Origin of the sequence: Acinetobacter sp. 251-1 (assembly GCF_030329305.1) — a bacterium.
Lineage (GTDB): Bacteria > Pseudomonadota > Gammaproteobacteria > Pseudomonadales > Moraxellaceae > Acinetobacter > Acinetobacter piscicola_A.
Map to the genome: position 1 here is coordinate 120,614 of NZ_JACANS010000012.1, position 16,506 is coordinate 137,119.

16 protein-coding genes are annotated in these 16,506 nt (G+C 37.9%); 11 read left to right on the top strand and 5 right to left on the bottom strand.

What is annotated here, in order from left to right:
- The first annotated feature begins 7 nt into the window (after nucleotides 1–7).
- From HX129_RS11665 to HX129_RS11700, 8 genes are all read left to right on the top strand, one after another.
- Nucleotides 8–910: a tetratricopeptide repeat protein gene (locus HX129_RS11665; protein ID WP_286434179.1), complete on the top strand. Its 903-nt coding sequence runs from the start codon at nucleotides 8–10 to the stop codon at nucleotides 908–910.
- Between the two features lie 73 nt (nucleotides 911–983).
- Nucleotides 984–3,005: an excinuclease ABC subunit UvrB gene (uvrB, locus tag HX129_RS11670; protein WP_180045120.1), complete on the top strand. Its 2,022-nt coding sequence runs from the start codon at nucleotides 984–986 to the stop codon at nucleotides 3,003–3,005.
- Nucleotides 3,006–3,128: 123 nt separating this feature from the next.
- Nucleotides 3,129–3,719 carry a lipocalin family protein gene (locus tag HX129_RS11675; RefSeq protein ID WP_228257056.1) on the top strand — a complete coding sequence of 197 codons (591 nt, stop codon included), beginning with the start codon at nucleotides 3,129–3,131 and terminating at the stop codon, nucleotides 3,717–3,719.
- A gap of 89 nt (nucleotides 3,720–3,808) precedes the next feature.
- Nucleotides 3,809–4,738, top strand: coding sequence for an EamA family transporter RarD (gene rarD, locus HX129_RS11680; protein WP_286434182.1), 930 nt, complete (start codon nucleotides 3,809–3,811; stop codon nucleotides 4,736–4,738).
- 222 nt (nucleotides 4,739–4,960) lie between these two features.
- The gene (locus HX129_RS11685) at nucleotides 4,961–6,418 is read left to right on the top strand and encodes a glyceraldehyde-3-phosphate dehydrogenase (RefSeq protein ID WP_130073172.1); all 1,458 of its coding nucleotides are present in this window, start codon (nucleotides 4,961–4,963) and stop codon (nucleotides 6,416–6,418) included.
- 116 nt (nucleotides 6,419–6,534) lie between these two features.
- On the top strand, nucleotides 6,535–7,020 hold the full coding sequence (locus HX129_RS11690) for a hypothetical protein (RefSeq protein ID WP_286434185.1): 486 nt from the start codon (nucleotides 6,535–6,537) through the stop codon (nucleotides 7,018–7,020).
- Nucleotides 7,021–7,194: 174 nt separating this feature from the next.
- Entirely contained in the window at nucleotides 7,195–7,932 is a 738-nt protein-coding gene (locus HX129_RS11695; protein ID WP_286434187.1) for an MFS transporter, read from the top strand.
- A 4-nt stretch (nucleotides 7,933–7,936) separates the two neighbouring features.
- A complete protein-coding gene (locus HX129_RS11700; RefSeq protein WP_286434189.1) occupies nucleotides 7,937–8,617 on the top strand; it encodes a hypothetical protein in 681 nt (226 codons plus the stop codon).
- Between the two features lie 73 nt (nucleotides 8,618–8,690).
- Here HX129_RS11700 and HX129_RS11705 read toward each other — a convergent pair whose 3' ends face one another.
- On the bottom strand, nucleotides 8,691–9,548 hold the full coding sequence (locus HX129_RS11705; RefSeq protein WP_180045123.1) for an SDR family oxidoreductase: 858 nt from the start codon (nucleotides 9,546–9,548) through the stop codon (nucleotides 8,691–8,693).
- Nucleotides 9,549–9,665: 117 nt separating this feature from the next.
- Between HX129_RS11705 and HX129_RS11710 the strand changes: the two genes are divergently transcribed.
- Nucleotides 9,666–10,043, top strand: coding sequence for a winged helix-turn-helix transcriptional regulator (locus HX129_RS11710; protein ID WP_130073177.1), 378 nt, complete (start codon nucleotides 9,666–9,668; stop codon nucleotides 10,041–10,043).
- Nucleotides 10,044–10,103: 60 nt separating this feature from the next.
- Here HX129_RS11710 and prfH read toward each other — a convergent pair whose 3' ends face one another.
- Nucleotides 10,104–10,694 carry a peptide chain release factor H gene (prfH, locus tag HX129_RS11715; protein ID WP_353620007.1) on the bottom strand — a complete coding sequence of 197 codons (591 nt, stop codon included), beginning with the start codon at nucleotides 10,692–10,694 and terminating at the stop codon, nucleotides 10,104–10,106.
- A 289-nt stretch (nucleotides 10,695–10,983) separates the two neighbouring features.
- Here prfH and cgtA point away from each other — a divergent pair, with 289 nt between their 5' ends.
- The gene (gene cgtA / locus HX129_RS11720; protein WP_130073179.1) at nucleotides 10,984–12,198 is read left to right on the top strand and encodes an Obg family GTPase CgtA; all 1,215 of its coding nucleotides are present in this window, start codon (nucleotides 10,984–10,986) and stop codon (nucleotides 12,196–12,198) included.
- 23 nt (nucleotides 12,199–12,221) lie between these two features.
- Nucleotides 12,222–13,355, top strand: coding sequence for a glutamate 5-kinase (gene proB, locus HX129_RS11725; protein ID WP_174492401.1), 1,134 nt, complete (start codon nucleotides 12,222–12,224; stop codon nucleotides 13,353–13,355).
- Nucleotides 13,356–13,421: 66 nt separating this feature from the next.
- Here the strand turns inward: proB and HX129_RS11730 are convergent, their stop codons facing one another.
- The 3 genes from HX129_RS11730 to HX129_RS11740 all read right to left on the bottom strand — a co-directional run bounded on the left by HX129_RS11730 (nucleotide 13,422) and on the right by HX129_RS11740 (nucleotide 16,472).
- On the bottom strand, nucleotides 13,422–14,069 hold the full coding sequence (locus HX129_RS11730) for an HAD-IB family hydrolase (protein ID WP_286434193.1): 648 nt from the start codon (nucleotides 14,067–14,069) through the stop codon (nucleotides 13,422–13,424).
- On the bottom strand, nucleotides 14,036–15,241 hold the full coding sequence (locus HX129_RS11735) for a DUF1615 family protein (RefSeq protein ID WP_286434194.1): 1,206 nt from the start codon (nucleotides 15,239–15,241) through the stop codon (nucleotides 14,036–14,038). The genes HX129_RS11730 and HX129_RS11735 overlap by 34 nt, the downstream gene beginning before the upstream one ends.
- A gap of 214 nt (nucleotides 15,242–15,455) precedes the next feature.
- Nucleotides 15,456–16,472, bottom strand: coding sequence for a YccF domain-containing protein (locus tag HX129_RS11740; protein ID WP_286434196.1), 1,017 nt, complete (start codon nucleotides 16,470–16,472; stop codon nucleotides 15,456–15,458).
- Between the last annotated feature and the right edge of the window lie 34 nt (nucleotides 16,473–16,506).

The following is a 16,506-nucleotide window of genomic DNA, read 5'->3' on the forward strand; positions in this document are numbered from 1 at the left end:
ACATGAAATGCGAACTGATTCATATTCTCAACTCGGTTTTAATCGAGATGATTTTGCCATATTGATTGATGCTGAGAACAATAACCGTTTTGGTGTACCTATTCAGATTATTGAGTTTTTAGGAGAAGATGCTGAAGTATCTGTACATTTTAAACAGCTTGGGCAAAAAAATAAGCGCATTCTTTCTGAACAATTAAGGCTTGAATACTTTGCATCGAATGCAGGGAATTTGGCTGAGTTTTATCGTGATTATCTGCAATATTTACAAGAGATTGCAGATAAAGGAGAGATTGACGCTATTCTTCAAGCGGCGACATTATTTTATACATGGGCATTTCGAGGGACTGAAGATTGTATGCAGGCAATGGGGTTCGCCCTTGAATATTTTCAGCGTGCAAGTGAGCAAGGTGCTGCCGAAGCCAGTTATCAGTTGGCTGAGATGTATCGACGGATTATTAATCCCGATTATGATATGTATTTTCAGCATCATCGTGATAAAAATTTACAATATTATTTACGTCAAAGTGCGCAGCAAGGGCATTGTATCGGGCAATATCAGTTGGCTTATAGCTTCGAATATGGTCAACATGGCTTTACCCAAGATGATGGAAAAGCAGTATATTGGTATCAACAAGCTGCAGATCAGGATAATCCACAAGCTTTAAATAATTTAGGTGATAAATACGAACGAGGAAAAGGCGTCAAACGAGATTATACACAAGCTGCTCATTATTATCAGCGTTCGGCAAATCATGATATTGTCGAAGCAATCTATAATTTAGGTCGTCTATATTTGCGTGGTTTGGGTGTGGAGAAAGATGAAGTGAAAGGGCGAGCGTTACTGACCCAAGCCGCAAATCGTTATTATCTACCCGCGCGACGCAAGTTAAAAAGCTTAGATAAAAAGTAGCGTAACGTGATATTGTATCTAGCAACTTTGCCCTCATAATAAAGGCATTGTCATTTGATGCCGAAGTATTTATATGCAAGAAGGTCAACCTTTTCAACTTGTCACTCATTATCAACCTGCGGGTGATCAGCCACAAGCAATTCAAAAATTAGTGGATGGTGTCAATAGAGGCTTGCATGATCAACTTTTGCTTGGGGTAACAGGTTCTGGAAAAACCTATACCATGGCAAATGTCATTGCACAAACGCAGCGTCCAACCATTGTCATGGCACATAATAAAACCCTTGCTGCACAGCTATATGGTGAATTTAAAGCATTTTTCCCCAACAATGCGGTGGAATATTTCGTCAGTTATTATGACTATTATCAGCCTGAAGCTTATGTGCCATCGTCTGATACTTTTATCGAAAAAGATTCTTCAATTAATGATCATATTGACCAAATGCGACTTTCGGCAACCCGTGCATTATTGGAGCGTCGAGACAGCATTATTGTGGCATCAGTTTCAGCGATTTATGGTTTGGGTGATCCAAATGCCTATATGAGTATGTTATTGCATGTCGTACAAGGGGATCGGATTGCTCGTGATGACATTATTCGCCGTTTGGTCGAAATGCAATATACCCGTAATGAACTTGAGTTTTTGCGTGGTACATATCGTATTCGGGGTGAAATTTTAGATATTTTCCCTGCGGAATCGGACCAGCATGCCATTCGTATTGAACTGTTTGATGACGAGGTTGATTCAATTCGTTGGTTTGATCCTTTAACTGGAAAAATGGTGCGTAAAGTGCCACGTATTACCATTTATCCAAAAAGCCATTATGTAACACCTAAAGATAATTTGCAGCGTGCAATTGGTACTATTCAAGAAGAACTCAAGGAACGCCAAGCTTATTTTAAGGCGCATGATAAATTACTTGAATTACAGCGCATTGAGCAACGTACACGTTATGACTTAGAGATGATGCAACAGCTAGGCTATACCAATGGCATTGAAAATTATTCACGGCATTTATCGGGACGTCCATCAGGCGAGGCTCCACCGACTTTATTCGACTATGTACCTGAAGATGCATTATTGATTATTGATGAGTCACATGTCACCGTGCCACAGATCGGTGCAATGTACAAAGGTGACCGTTCACGTAAAGAAAATTTGGTCAATTATGGTTTTCGTTTGCCAAGTGCATTGGACAATCGTCCAATGAAATTTGAAGAATGGGAAAGAATTGCGCCAACGACCATTTATGTCAGTGCCACACCTGCCAAATATGAACTGGAAAAATCAGAGCAAGTTGCTGAGCAAGTGGTGCGTCCAACAGGACTGATTGATCCTGAAATTGAAATTCGTCCTGTATTAACCCAAGTCGATGATGTTTTGTCGGAAATTAATATTCGCAAAGATTTGAATGAGCGTGTTTTAGTTACGACATTGACCAAACGTATGGCAGAAGATTTAACTTCTTATTTGAAAGAATATGGGATAAAAGTAGCTTATTTACATTCTGATATTGATACTGTTGAGCGTGTAAAAATTATTCATGAGTTGCGTTCAGGTGTGCATGATGTCTTGGTCGGGATTAACCTTTTACGTGAAGGTTTAGATATGCCAGAAGTGTCTTTGGTTGCTATCTTAGATGCTGATAAAGAAGGTTTTTTACGTTCTGAACGATCATTGATTCAAACCATTGGTCGTGCAGCACGAAATGTCAAAGGTAAGGCGATTCTATATGCAGATCGAATTACTGATTCGATGCAAAAAGCGATCGATGAAACGGAACGCCGTCGTAATAAACAAATTCAGTTCAATGAACAGCATGGTATCGTACCACGGAGTGCAGTACGTCAAGTGATCAAAGAGATTGATACAGGTGAAGTGTTAGATGACGATCAAATCGATGAAAAAATTATTGATCAAGCACAAGTGATGAATGCAGATGAGCGGCATTTATTGTCTAATCCAAAACTACTCGCCAAACACATTGCCAAGCTTGAAAAAGAAATGTTAAAAGCGTCGAAAGAATTACAATTCGAGCAGGCTGCTCGAATTCGTGATGAAATCGTGCGTTTAAAAGCCTTGATGTTACAATAGTCGAACTCAGCTTTACTTGGATTGTGGCTTTGATGGAATCAGAAGATACATAAAGCTACAATTTAAGCTTAAATTTATGATTATTTTAATAATTATTATTCTGAATAAATGTGAGGATAGCGTGTGAATTTAATCAAAAAAATACCCATAATCTGTCCTAAAAATAGCCAAATATTTTTACAGGGTATACTGTTGGCAAGTGTAGCAATGAGTTCATCATTGTATGCACAAGACCGTTCGCTACCCACTGTACCCCGTGTTGAATTAGATAAATATTTAGGGCTTTGGTATGAAATTGCACGTAAGCCATTATTTTATCAAAAAGATTGTCATAAAAATGTCACTGCACGTTATACCATTAATGAGTATGGTAATGTTGAAGTCGATAATCGTTGTCTCAATCGAGAGGGCAATGAATTACGCTCTTTGGGTGAAGGCTTTGTGAGTAATGCACCGTACAATTCTAAGATCAAAGTCAGTTTTTTACCCGAAACCATTCGTTGGATGCCTTTTGGGCGTGGCGACTATTGGATTTTAAAAATAGATCCGCAATATCAAATGGCACTGGTGGGTGAACCTAAGCGTAAATATCTTTGGGTTTTGTCACGTACACCACATCCTGACGAGCAAAAAGTCACGGAGTATTTACGTTATGCTCAAACCCTCGGTTTTAGTATCAAAGATTTAGTGCGCTCTGAGCAAACGCAACCTTAGTTTTAACTGAATTATTTATACTTGAATGCGCCATTATATGGGCATAAATATGCTTATAATACCTCTGTAAAATAAATGAGAGGTGATAGATGTTTAAAGGTGTTGCATTATCCATTTTGGCATCGATCACTTTTGGGGTTTTATATTTTTATAGTCAGTTACTTCATGTTTTTGATAGTCAGCAAACCTTTGGTTGGCGCATCATTTCTACTTTGCCTTTTTTAACAATTTTTATGTTTTATAGTGGTGATTGGCAGCATGTTAAAACCATTTACCAACGCATTATTGATCAACCAGCGCTATTACTCATTTTAATGATGACTTCAGCTTTAACCTGTTTTCAACTGTGGTTATTTTTATGGGGGCCGATGAATGGGCGCGGGCTACAAGTATCATTGGGCTATTTTCTATTGCCGCTGTTTTTGGTACTGATGGGGAGCGTCTTTTTTAAGGAAAAATTATCTAAGTTGCAAATACTGGCAGTACTGTGTGCAGGATTTGGTGTTGGACATGAAATTTGGCGTTTAGGCAGCATTGCATGGGAAACCATGGCAGTCGCAGTAGGTTATTCATTGTATTTCCTGATTCGTAAGCATATTCAAACGGATAATTTGGGTGGTTTTTGGTGGGATATTCTCATTTGTATGCCTGTCGCAATTTATTTGGTACAAATCGGGCATACGCCTTTTCTGATGTTTGCTGAGCGTTGGTATTTATGGCTTGTGGTGGCAGGTTTGGGTTTACTTAGTGCGATTGGTTTAGGCAGTTATATTTTAGCGAGTCGTTATTTGCCTTTGGTGTTATTTGGTTTGCTGAGTTATTTAGAGCCTGTGTTGTTGGCATTGGTCTCTTTGGCGTTGGGAGAAAATATAAGCCAAGATGAATGGTTAACTTATATTCCAATTTGGTGTGCAGTGGGGATATTGGCCATCGAAGGTAGTCTGCATTTGTATAAACAAAAGCGAAATGCGCAAAATTTAAAAAGAAATGTTGAAAACGTAGAGCAACGCCTTGGATAAAGTAGGTTAGGCTTTGTTATGGTAGATGTATTTAAATATGTGATTTGATGATTAAAATGAGAAATCATTAAAATAATGACGACTATTTTGTAAAATTATAATGAATATACAACAAAAAGTACTTTGCTTGATCAGCTTTCGATTCATTCTTTGACAGAATTCCATTACAATGTTGGGGTTTTTAAACTAAGTCTAGATATACATAAAATAGAGGACGTATCTGTGAGCAAAGACACTATCATCGCCCTACACGCAGAGCATCAAGGTCGTTGGAAAAACCGCGAAGAAATCGCGGAACGTATGATTGCTTTAATTGGGCAATTATACCGTGAAAAAAATATTGTCACTTCTGTTTACGGTCGTTCTTTAGTGAACCGTTCAGTGATTCAGATTCTTAAAACACATCGTCGTACACGTGTGTTAGATGTTGAACTTTCTGTCGTTCAAACTTTCCCAATTTTAGAAGCTTTGGCAAAAATTGAAAACATTGGTTCTGCTGAGGTTGACTTAGGTAAACTTGCAGTTGAATTTAAAGAAAAAGGCGGCGATGTTGACGCATTTGTTGCAAACGCTGTTCAATCATTAGCGGGTAATGCTGCATCTGTAGAACCGAAAGATGTTGTTCTTTATGGTTTTGGTCGTATCGGTCGTATTCTTGCACGTTTAATCATTAGTCAATCTGGTTTGGGTCGTGGTTTAAACTTAAAAGCAATCGTTGTACGTAAATCATCTGACGGTGACTTAGAAAAACGTGCGTCTTTATTACGTCGTGATTCTATTCATGGTCCATTTGCAGGTACAATTTCTGTAGATGAAGAAAATGAAGCAATTATTGCAAATGGTAACTTCATTAAAGTGATCTATGCATCTAGCCCTGCTGAAGTAGATTACACAGCATACGGTATCGAAAATGCATTAGTGATTGATAACACAGGTAAATGGCGTGACAACGACGGTCTTGCACAACATTTACAATGCCCAGGTGCTGCACGCGTGATTCTGACTGCACCAGGTAAAGGTGACATGAAGAACGTTGTATTTGGTGTGAACCAAGCAGATATCTTAGATGAAGACAAAATCATCTCTGCTGCAAGCTGTACAACCAATGCAATTACACCAACATTAAAAGTATTGCATGACAAATACACCGTGATTAATGGTCATGTTGAAACAGTTCACTCGTTCACAAACGATCAAAACTTAATTGACAACTACCATAAAGCTGATCGTCGTGGTCGTGCTGCAACATTAAACATGGTCATCACTGAAACTGGTGCTGCTAAAGCCGTTGCGAAAGCATTGCCTGCACTTCAAGGTAAATTGACAGGTAACTCTGTACGTGTGCCTACACCAAACGTTTCGCTTGCGATCTTAAACTTAACTTTGGATAAAGAAGTTGATCGTGAAGAAGTGAATGAATACATTCGTCAAATTTCAATCAATTCAAACCTTCAAGGTCAAATTGGTTATACAAATTCGACAGAAGTTGTATCGTCTGACTTTATTGGTTCACGTACTGCGGGTGTGTTTGATGCGCAAGCAACGATTGCTTCAGGTAACCGTTTAACTGCATACATTTGGTACGATAACGAAGTGGGTTATAGCTGCCAAGTATTGCGTATTGCTGAACAAATGGGCGGCGTAAGCTATCCAAAAGTTCCTGCTGAAACAAATGCTTAATTTGTAAATTAGCACTAAAAAAGAGTTTCTACGGAAGCTCTTTTTTATATCATTAGAATGAATGTAATTACATTAAAAAACTTTTGATCAATCATTTTAAATAAAAAGGAAATATGATGAAAAATATTATTGCTATGATAATGCTTGGCGGAGTGGGTTTTACAACGTTCTCTCATGCAGCTGCAAATACAACTTTGGATTTAACTCCATATTTACAAGATCGTTTTGAAAATAATTGTGCGGTTCGGTCAGATTACGATTTGCATAAAGCCACTACAGAGGGTCAAGAAATAGTACAAATTCTAAAAAAACAAGTCACTAAAGAAGAGTTTGAAGAGCATCAAACCTATACTAAAACGATTTATACCCTTAAAAATACCGTTTACCAAGGTTTAACTGTAAAGAAAATTGAATTTTCATGGGGGAAATCTCGTACTTTAAGTGAATTTTTATATTTCGATCTTTCTACACCAGCGGCAAAACAACAATTTAATAAAATTAAATGGAATAAAAATCAACAAGCAGAAGGAGCAGGCTTAGTGATTGCTAAAGATGGTAAGCTTACAACAGTACAATGTTATTGGTCTGAAGTATTTCACTAAAACAAGGCTCCCATTATTTATAATGATGAATAATGGGGTAAAGTAAAAAATGAATATAATTAGATTGTTTTATGCACAAATAGACATTTTATACACACAATAAAACGATAAAAATATCACATTTATGGATAAAATAATGATAAGTAAAACAAATGTTGAATTTAAGGATAAATTTTGCAAATTAAGCATATTGTCGGTGGTCTATTTTTTATTGTCTGTGCTGCAATTTGCGGTGTAGCCATTGCGATTTGGGTATTTAAAAATTTTAATATTTACATTCCACTTGAAAACCAAGCCGTCAATATCGACTTGAAAGAACCTTTACAAGCCAAAGTTAAAATTCATGAGGCTTTAGATGTCGATGTGACGGGACGTGTGAATGCAGAAATTCCAATTAATGAAAATTTAAATTTACCTGTAACACAGGCTCTTACACCTCATGTGTATTTTGATAATATTGTTCCAATTCAAACCACAATTCCTGTTAAGGAAGTGTTGAAAGTCGACCAAAATATGCCGATTGACACTAAAGTTCAGGTTAGAGTGATGGGGCGAGATATTACTTTACCATTGAAGGGGATTATTCCCATTAAAATTGAGGTGCCGATTGACCTGCAAGTGCCTTTAAATCAAAGAGTACATTTAAAGTTTGATGCCCCTGTACGGACAGTGCTCAAAGAAAATTTGAATATTCCATTGCAAGCGACTTTAAAAACCAATATCCCGATCCAAGGACATCTCAATGTACCAATCAAATCAAGTTTGGATGCAACTGTAGATGTAAAAAATACTCTGCCTGTAAAAATTCAAAAGGGTGATTTAAAAATTCCTTTAAATAGTATTCGACTTTCTCAACATGAAACAGAAAATATCAAAGCTGTAAGTCCAGCTCCTGAGTCTGCAAAGGAGTAAGTCCATGGCTGTGTTTTTGACTGTGCGTAATTTGCTGATCAGCTTTATTTTGATTGTGCTATTGGTGGCGGCTTTATTTTGGCTGTATTTAAATATGCAAGCATCTTTGCAGGTTTCAGCTCACAATGCAGAAATTCAACTCTCTAATGAGTTACCTACACAAATTCATGTCGGCAATTATTTAGAAACCCAAGCCATGGGGCAATTAGATACGGAATTGGATATTGACCGTAAGCTTCAATTACCTTTAAAAGGGCGTTATGCAGCAGATTTAAGTTTTGTGGTGGAAACGCCAATTTCAGTAGATATTGATTATCAAACTAGTATTAAAATTAATACCATCATGCCTTTAGATGCTACAACAGATTTAATTTATCAAAGTAAATTATTACCAAAATTTCCAATCAAGGTGGATATCCCGATACAACTTGATGTGCCATTTCATCTTAAACGAACGTATCAATTACCGATTAAGATTATGTTTAGCGGGCAAGTTTTTTTTGAATTTAATGAGATGTTAAATGTTTATGTGAAGCATAAATTTAAACCTATGTTAAATATTAATGACCCAATGACCATGAAAAAAATCGCCAAATTCAATGCAACGATGTACAACAGTAAACGCCAATCATTGGCAGATTTAGATTTACAGATCAATTTGCCTGTAAAAAATATTCACCCATAACTGAGTCAAAATCACAACCAATACGCCCTTACTAATCGAGGGGTATTGGTTGTTTTAAGATATTGAACATGATTTAGGCTTTAAAGAGCGCTTGGATTTGATCTTGAATAGGTGTTGTTTTACGTCCAATTAAATTTTCTAAATCTTGGCTTTGACTATACATTGCACCTTTTGCTGTTTGCACATCTGCATCCACAATGACATCCACCAAAGCAGGAGCTAAACCTGCAGCATTTAAGGCTTGGGTATAATCTTGCGCACTGATATTTTGATAGCTGACAGGTCTATTTGCTGCTTGCGAAATATAGCTTGCAAGATCTGTTAATGTAAAACTTGCTGAGCCTGCTAATTCATAAGTTTTATGGTCATGTCCGACACTTGTCAAAACTTTGGCAGCAGCTTCAGCATAATCTTCGCGGGATGCTGAACTGATTTTTCCATTTTCTGCACTGCCATAAAGTATGCCTGATTCAGCAGTGTGTTGCACATTTGCTAAATAGTTTTCACTATACCAATTGTTTCTTAAAAATGTGAAAGATAAACCACTTTCACGGATCAATTGTTCAGTTTCACGATGTTCTTGCGCTAAACCGAGCGGATTGCTATCGGCATTTAACAAACTTGTATATGCAATATATTGAACATTGGCTTGTTTGGCTGCATCGATGATCGCTTTATGTTGTGGTGTGCGGCGACCAATTTCATTGGCAGAAATCAGTAATAATTTATCGATACCAATTAAGGCAGGTACCAGTGTTTCAACGTGATCATAATCAAAATGACGAAGTTCAATGCCTTGATTTTTTAAATCTTGAGCTTTTTGTTGGTTACGCACCAAAGCCACAATATTTTCAGCTTGTGTGTGTTGAAGTAATGCCTTGATGACTAAGGTACCGAGTTGACCAGTTGCGCCTGTAACTGCAATTTTCATATTTTCACCATTTTAGTTGTGTGTTTTTTAAACTTGGTGATATGATCTTAAACCTATAACTAACAAATTGTAAGTACGTACCTAAAAGTAAGTTATTTACCAAATGGAGAGATTTTGATGAGCGCTTATGGTCATAGTGATTTGATTGGTGAAGTTTTATCCAGTGAATGTCCTTCCCGTGAAATTTTAGAGCATGTGACAAGTAAGTGGGCTGTGCTTATTTTAAAGAGTTTAAGTGAAGGGGTATTGCGTTTTAGTGAACTGCGTAAGCGTATAGAAGGGGTGAGTGAAAAAATGTTGGCACAAACACTGAAAACTTTGGAACAAGATGGGTTTATTTTGCGGACGGTTTATCCTGAAGTGCCCCCCAAAGTAGAATATCAATTGACTTTCTTGGGGGCACAAGTGGCTGAAAAGTTAAATTATTTGATTGCGTGGATTGAGCGTAATTTACCCGAAATTTTGCAGAATAAACAAAACCTTGTCCAAGCCTGAGTACATTCATATTGCGCTCTATTCGTTTATTTAACTAGTATATGCTGCAAGTGATAACGTTTATTTTTTAAAGCTGCGTATCGGATTGCCACGTTCAATCAAAGCATGCTGCTGATGTTGTGCTTGCTTCTGATTTTCTTTGGTGCTTTCACTATGCTGTTGAAGTTTGAGCATAATCAGTTCTTTCGCTAAACGTTTGTTGGCATGTTGACTGCGCTCAGACATGACTTTTACGCTGATGCCAGATGCAATATGTGTGGCATGAACAGCAGAATCGGTGGTATTGACATGTTGTCCACCTGCACCTGAGGCGCGACAAGCTTGGAAGTGAATCATGTCATCCGTAGGAAGTTGTTGTGGTGTGTCAAATTGACTAATGCCCACAAACCAGTTTTTACGTTTATGCTGTGGACGAATTTTACTTTGAAATGTCCATTGAATTGTACCAAGCCATGTATTTAACCATATTTGTGCATCTTCAGGAACATCACATAATATAGAAGAATAACCCTGTTGGGTTTCATTAGATTCAAGGATTTCAAAAGCTATTTTTTGATTTTTTGCTTCTTTTTGCATTTCTTGAAGCGTGTATTTTACAGCAAGCTCACATTCTGCAGGTCCAAGTGCAGCACTTATTTGCACGATCGGCAATCTTTTTTCCTTATCAGTATGAATTTTCATTGGCGATTTTACGCACAATTAAATGTGCTGTCAAAATAGAGTTGGAAAGTGAGCAATGGTGTAAATTTAATCTTATGAAATCATTTGAAAATGCAAATTATGCATGCGAGCTAAACTGTATTTGTATGAATTTAAGAAATTTATGTCTTAACTTTCATAAAATGAATCAAATTTAAGGTTTTGCTGAATAATACTATTCGAGAATTTTTTCAAAATATGGCAGAATATGCGGTTTTAAAGATTTTAGAGGATTGGCAGCATGCGCTTTGTTGATGAAGCAGTCATTACCGTAGAGGCTGGCGACGGTGGCAATGGCGTAGCTAGTTTTCGCCGTGAAAAGTTCGTACCGTTTGGTGGTCCAGATGGTGGTGATGGTGGTCGTGGTGGTAGCGTTTATATCGAAGCCGATGACAACACCAGTACACTTGTAGATTATCGTTATACCCGTAGATTCCGTGCTGAGCGCGGTAAGAATGGTGCGGGTGCAAACTGTGCAGGTCGTAGTGGTGAAACAGTTACGCTAAAAGTACCTGTAGGAACAACCATTGTTGATACTGAGTCAGGCGATATTATCGGTGACTTGGTTGAAAATGGTCAAAAAGTTTTGGTTGCACAAGGGGGTGATGGTGGTTTAGGCAATACCCATTTCAAATCATCAACCAACCGTTCTCCACGTAAGTGTACACATGGGATCAAAGGCGAGTTTCGTGAAATTCGTTTAGAGCTGAAAGTATTGGCAGATGTAGGTTTACTGGGTATGCCAAATGCGGGTAAATCGACGTTTATTCGTGCAGTATCGGCAGCGAAACCAAAAGTTGCAGATTATCCATTTACCACGATGGTGCCAAATTTAGGCGTAGTCGATGCAGATAGTCATCGCTCATTTGTTATGGCGGATATTCCAGGATTGATCGAAGGTGCGGCAGAAGGTGCAGGTTTAGGGATCCGTTTCTTGAAACACTTGGCACGTACACGTATTTTATTACATATCGTAGATGTGCAGCCAATTGATGGTTCTGACCCTGCTTATAATGCTAAAGCAATTTTGGAAGAATTGAAAAAATTCTCTCCGACATTGTCAAAGTTACCGATTGTGTTGGTGCTGAATAAACTTGACCAAATCGCTGAGTCTGAACGAGAAGAATGGTGTAATCACATTCTTACAGAATTACAGTGGGATGGACCTGTATTTAAAACTTCAGGCTTAACGTCTGAAGGGACAAAAGATGTTGTGTATTACTTAATGGATCAAATCGAACAACAACACGAACGTGAAGTTGAAGATCCTGAATATGCAGCAGAAATCAAAGCTTTCCGTGATCAGCTTGAAGCTGAAACACGTGAGCAAACAATTGCTGCAAAAGAAGCTTATCGTGAAATGCGCCGTCAACAACGCCTTGCAGGCATGTTGGGTGATGACGACGAAGATGACGATGGTGATGATGGCGAAATGGAAGTGTATTACGTACGTTAAGCAAACGTACAACTGAGGACAAGATGATAGAAGTGGTAGATGGGCAACGTCAGCTCAAGGCTTTAAAACGTATCGTTGTTAAAATCGGATCATCTTTACTCACAGCGAATGGGCAAGGTTTAGATTTGGATGCTATTTCGCATTGGGCGAAACAAATTGCAGATTTACACGATGCAGGACATGAAATTATTCTCGTGTCATCAGGTGCTGTGGCTGAAGGTATGGTTCGCATGAAGCTAGAGAACCGACCCACCGATCTACCCAGTCTGCAAGCTTGTGCTGCCATTGGTCAAATGGGTTTAATCCAAACGTGGTCAAGCGTTTTGGAAAATCATGCCATTCAAACTGCGCAAGTGTTACTGACCCATGATGATTTGGCAGATCGTCGTCGTTATTTAAATTCATGTGATGCTTTACAACATCTGATTGATTGGCGTGTGATTCCCGTGATCAATGAAAATGATACGGTTTCTACCGATGAAATTCGCTTCGGGGATAATGACACGCTTGCGGCAATGGTTGCAGGGCAAGTGCATGCGGATTTACTGATTATCTTAACCGATCAGCAAGGGATGTTTGACTCTGACCCTCGTTCTAATCCAAATGCAAAATTGTTCCATACAGTTCGTGCAATGGATGAATCGCTGTTTGATATGGCAGGCGGTGGTGGTAAGTTTGGTCGTGGTGGTATGTTGACCAAAGTACGTGCGGCACGTTTGGCTGCAAAATCAGGCTGCCCAACTTTAATTGCCAGTGGTGAAAGTGACAATGTACTTGCTCGTTTAATGTCGGGTGAGTTGTTGGGTACTTTATTCATCACCGATGATGATCGTGTCACTGCACATCAACAATGGCTCGCAGCACATTTGCAAACAGCAGGGCGTTTGGTTTTGGATGATGGTGCTGTTAAAGCCATCAAAGAAAATCATCGTAGTCTGTTACCTGTAGGTGTAAAAGCGGTAGAAGGGCATTTTGATCGTGGTGATGTAGTTGAATGTGTCGATACACTTGGACATCGTGTTGCGGTGGGGCGTGTGAATTTTAGTTCTCGTTCGGCTGAAATTGTGAAAGGCTTAGCTTCAGATAAAGTCCATCAGGTGTTAGGTGAAGCACGTTCTTTGGAAATGATTCATCGCAATCATATGGCGATTTATTAAAACCTATTGTCTTAAAGATATGATTAAGGCTTGATTCTGTAAGGAGTCGAGCCTTATTTGATTTAATTAAGCCAATTTCATTTTATTCTCCAAACTGGGTAACTGTGTATCCTCACCCACCATAAATTTATAATCTGCCAAACTTAACATCTCTAAATCCTCAATGCTATTGCCATAAGCATAAATTTTATCATATTGATCTAGATCATATTTTTCTAAAATTCTAAGTTTCTTTTGTTCGCTACTACAATCAAGTGTGGAATAATTCCCCGTATATTTTCCAGCAACGATTTCTGTTTGAGTACAGATCAAATCAATATCTAGTAGATGACAAATGACTTCTAAGTAAATATCGACAGAAGCCGAAACTAAAACAATATGATCACCTTGTTCTCGGTGCTCTAATAACTGTTGATAAATTTTAGCATCGAGCTGTCCCATCAACTGATAGGCATATTCTTCAGCAATATCTTGAATTTCTGAAGCCTTGGCATCTTTAAACATGGCTTTAAATAACTTATTTCGCATTGAGTGTGCTGGGTAAATATTTAAATAATAAGCCTGAATCCAAGGTAAAATTTTAATGCCTTGTTTGACGATGTGACGCTTTTTTAAAGCATAGAAAATGAACCCTGTGAAGCTGTCTTTTTTGCACAAGGTTCCATCAAAATCAAATAAAGCTAATCTCTTATACGTTTTGCGCGTTGCATGCATGTTTCATAGCGTCCATTTACACGACTTGCATACCAGTTGGTATTGTAATCACGACTGAGTTTAGGGCCTGAAATCACCACTTCAGGCATGATTGCATACATTGGCTCTTTGCCTGTTTTCTCTTTATACAGTTTTGAAATAGCAATATAAGTTTGCGTTTTTTCAAAGCCTTTTTCTTTCTCTTTTTTTAGGTCATTACGTAACTGACGCGGTGTTACTAAAATATTATTTTTCGCAAATAAACTGATAATGGTTTTTTCAGTCGTGGTTGTTGCTGCCCGAGGGTTGCCATTTTTATCATAAGAGAGTAAATCACCATCTAAAGCTAAATCAGCATCGGCAAGTTTATCAACCATTTTTTGAAAAGCAGCATTTCGACTTGAATACATACCTGAATTGTAGTCAGCAAAACGATAAATCGCTTTATCATAATCTGCAGGGTATAACATGAGACGATGAATGCCATAATATAAACCGCCATATTCTGTATAGAGGTCATCACGTAATTCATTGGTGCTCATACTACTGCGTTTGTTATCTTTTGCATAATTGATATGGACTTGCATTGAACCCAATGTGGTGATTGGATTCATTTTTTCACCAATATCTTGTCCCACCAATTTTGCTGCACCTGTTAAAGCACTGACATGATAATGCTTGGCCATATACGCAAAAATTTCACGATACAACACGTCTAAGTCTTTTTCAGTTCTGACTTTACGCATTTGTTTGAGATAGTTGTCTTCAGGTGTTGGTTGGGTTTTGAGAACTTGTTCAAAATAAGTGGCAACGGTACCACCAATCGTTTCACCGAGTTTATCTTCAAATTTTTCATTTAAACGCGTTGTGACTTCTTTTACAGCTTTGTCGCCTAAGCCTGGTACAACAGGATTGGCAACAAAATTTGATTCCTGATCAACGACGGCGATCATGGTACAAACATTGTCTTTGGTAGTTGGAATATTGAGTTCTTGGGAAATATCAAACATATCTTTTGCCCAAGACTCACGGTTTTGGACACGATTAGGAATTAATTTTCGGATTTGCTCGCTTTCAAGTTGTGGCTCATCATCGCCAAACCATGAGCCTTTCCCACATGCAATCAGACTGATGGAAATTGATAAGATACTGAAAGATTTAATAAAAGTTTGCGATAAACTGGAATTTTTCATAGCGATGAAAATGCACTCAGAAAGAGATGAGCTAAATAGGTTCTAGCAGTATACTATGTCGAATGAAAAATGTAAGAAAATATATGTATAACAATTTTGAATGAAACTCAGAAGCGAAATATGTATTCAAATAAATTTCACATGCGTGATTGTATGAGAAACCAATCTTTAATTTGTATGTATCACATTGAAAAAATAATATCATGGTTTTTATTTAATGATTGCTTCTGCGGTACATGATGCTGTCATCATAAGCACTGAGAACTTTTAAAACTTGCCCATGACTAGTGTGTAAAATCGCTTGTTGATCTGTATAAGTCGTGCCATCTTTGGCTTTTGCCATTTGGTTCGCAGGAGGAATCAGTAGCCAAGTTTCTTGGTCTTTGAGTAATGGGTGTAGTAATAAACTCAACTCAGTACCTTTCGGGTAGTCAATTCCACCTAAATGCATTTCATTGGCAAGCGTACCATTTTCTATACCCAGCACTTTATGATGTGTATCTAAATAGACTGTAGCCCATTCTAAGGACATATTTTTATAGTGGGTGATTGGATTTTTAATCTGCCACAGATCTCGGGCGATGAAGCCATCGGGATATTTCGGATATTGACTGCGTTGAATCTCTGCTTGAGCTTGCAAAGTGATGTGTTTCAGTTTGACAGGATGGGCCAAAGCGCAATATTCCAAACCTGAAATATTAGCTTTTTCATCTAAATAGACTTTTATATAATTTTCGAGCTTACATTGCCAACCTTCGACTTGATCTGTGCCTTTACCACGTAAAGTAATTGAACGATCATCAAACATTTCTAACTCAAATCCTCTTGGGATTTGTACATTATCAATTTGAAAATTGCCAAAAGCCACAGGGGTAGGAAAAGTCGCTTCACGAAATGAATTTAAATTGTTGGGTTCGAATAAATACAGCTCTGTGCCTGTAGGCATGGGAATGCCTAAAATGGTTTGTGGTGCAGTCAGCGTTTTATAGGTTGCTTCATGTTCAGTTTGACTTTCACGTTTTGCTGTTTCAACTAAAAAAGCGAGTCCAAACGCAAGCACTACACATAAACAACTACTGACAAATAAAGACTGTATAAAAATATTGCCATTTTTAAGTTTTATACGGCATTGTTTACTGAACACTAGTCCAATGGCAAATAGGCAAAAAACCAAACTGCCAATTGCTGCAACTAGAAAAATCCACAAATATGCAAATGAAAAAGGAATCATAAATAGATGGGCATGATGCAGGAAATCTGATGAT

Coding starts and splice junctions, on each gene's coding strand:
- HX129_RS11665 (WP_286434179.1), top strand. CDS start 8: ATGCGAACTGATTCATATTCTCAACTCGGTTTTAATCGAGATGATTTT.
- uvrB (WP_180045120.1), top strand. CDS start 984: ATGCAAGAAGGTCAACCTTTTCAACTTGTCACTCATTATCAACCTGCG.
- rarD (WP_286434182.1), top strand. CDS start 3,809: ATGTTTAAAGGTGTTGCATTATCCATTTTGGCATCGATCACTTTTGGG.
- HX129_RS11690 (WP_286434185.1), top strand. CDS start 6,535: ATGAAAAATATTATTGCTATGATAATGCTTGGCGGAGTGGGTTTTACA.
- HX129_RS11700 (WP_286434189.1), top strand. CDS start 7,937: ATGGCTGTGTTTTTGACTGTGCGTAATTTGCTGATCAGCTTTATTTTG.
- HX129_RS11705 (WP_180045123.1), bottom strand. CDS start 9,548: ATGAAAATTGCAGTTACAGGCGCAACTGGTCAACTCGGTACCTTAGTC.
- HX129_RS11710 (WP_130073177.1), top strand. CDS start 9,666: ATGAGCGCTTATGGTCATAGTGATTTGATTGGTGAAGTTTTATCCAGT.
- cgtA (WP_130073179.1), top strand. CDS start 10,984: ATGCGCTTTGTTGATGAAGCAGTCATTACCGTAGAGGCTGGCGACGGT.
- proB (WP_174492401.1), top strand. CDS start 12,222: ATGATAGAAGTGGTAGATGGGCAACGTCAGCTCAAGGCTTTAAAACGT.
- HX129_RS11730 (WP_286434193.1), bottom strand. CDS start 14,069: ATGCATGCAACGCGCAAAACGTATAAGAGATTAGCTTTATTTGATTTT.
- HX129_RS11735 (WP_286434194.1), bottom strand. CDS start 15,241: ATGAAAAATTCCAGTTTATCGCAAACTTTTATTAAATCTTTCAGTATC.
- HX129_RS11740 (WP_286434196.1), bottom strand. CDS start 16,472: ATGATTCCTTTTTCATTTGCATATTTGTGGATTTTTCTAGTTGCAGCA.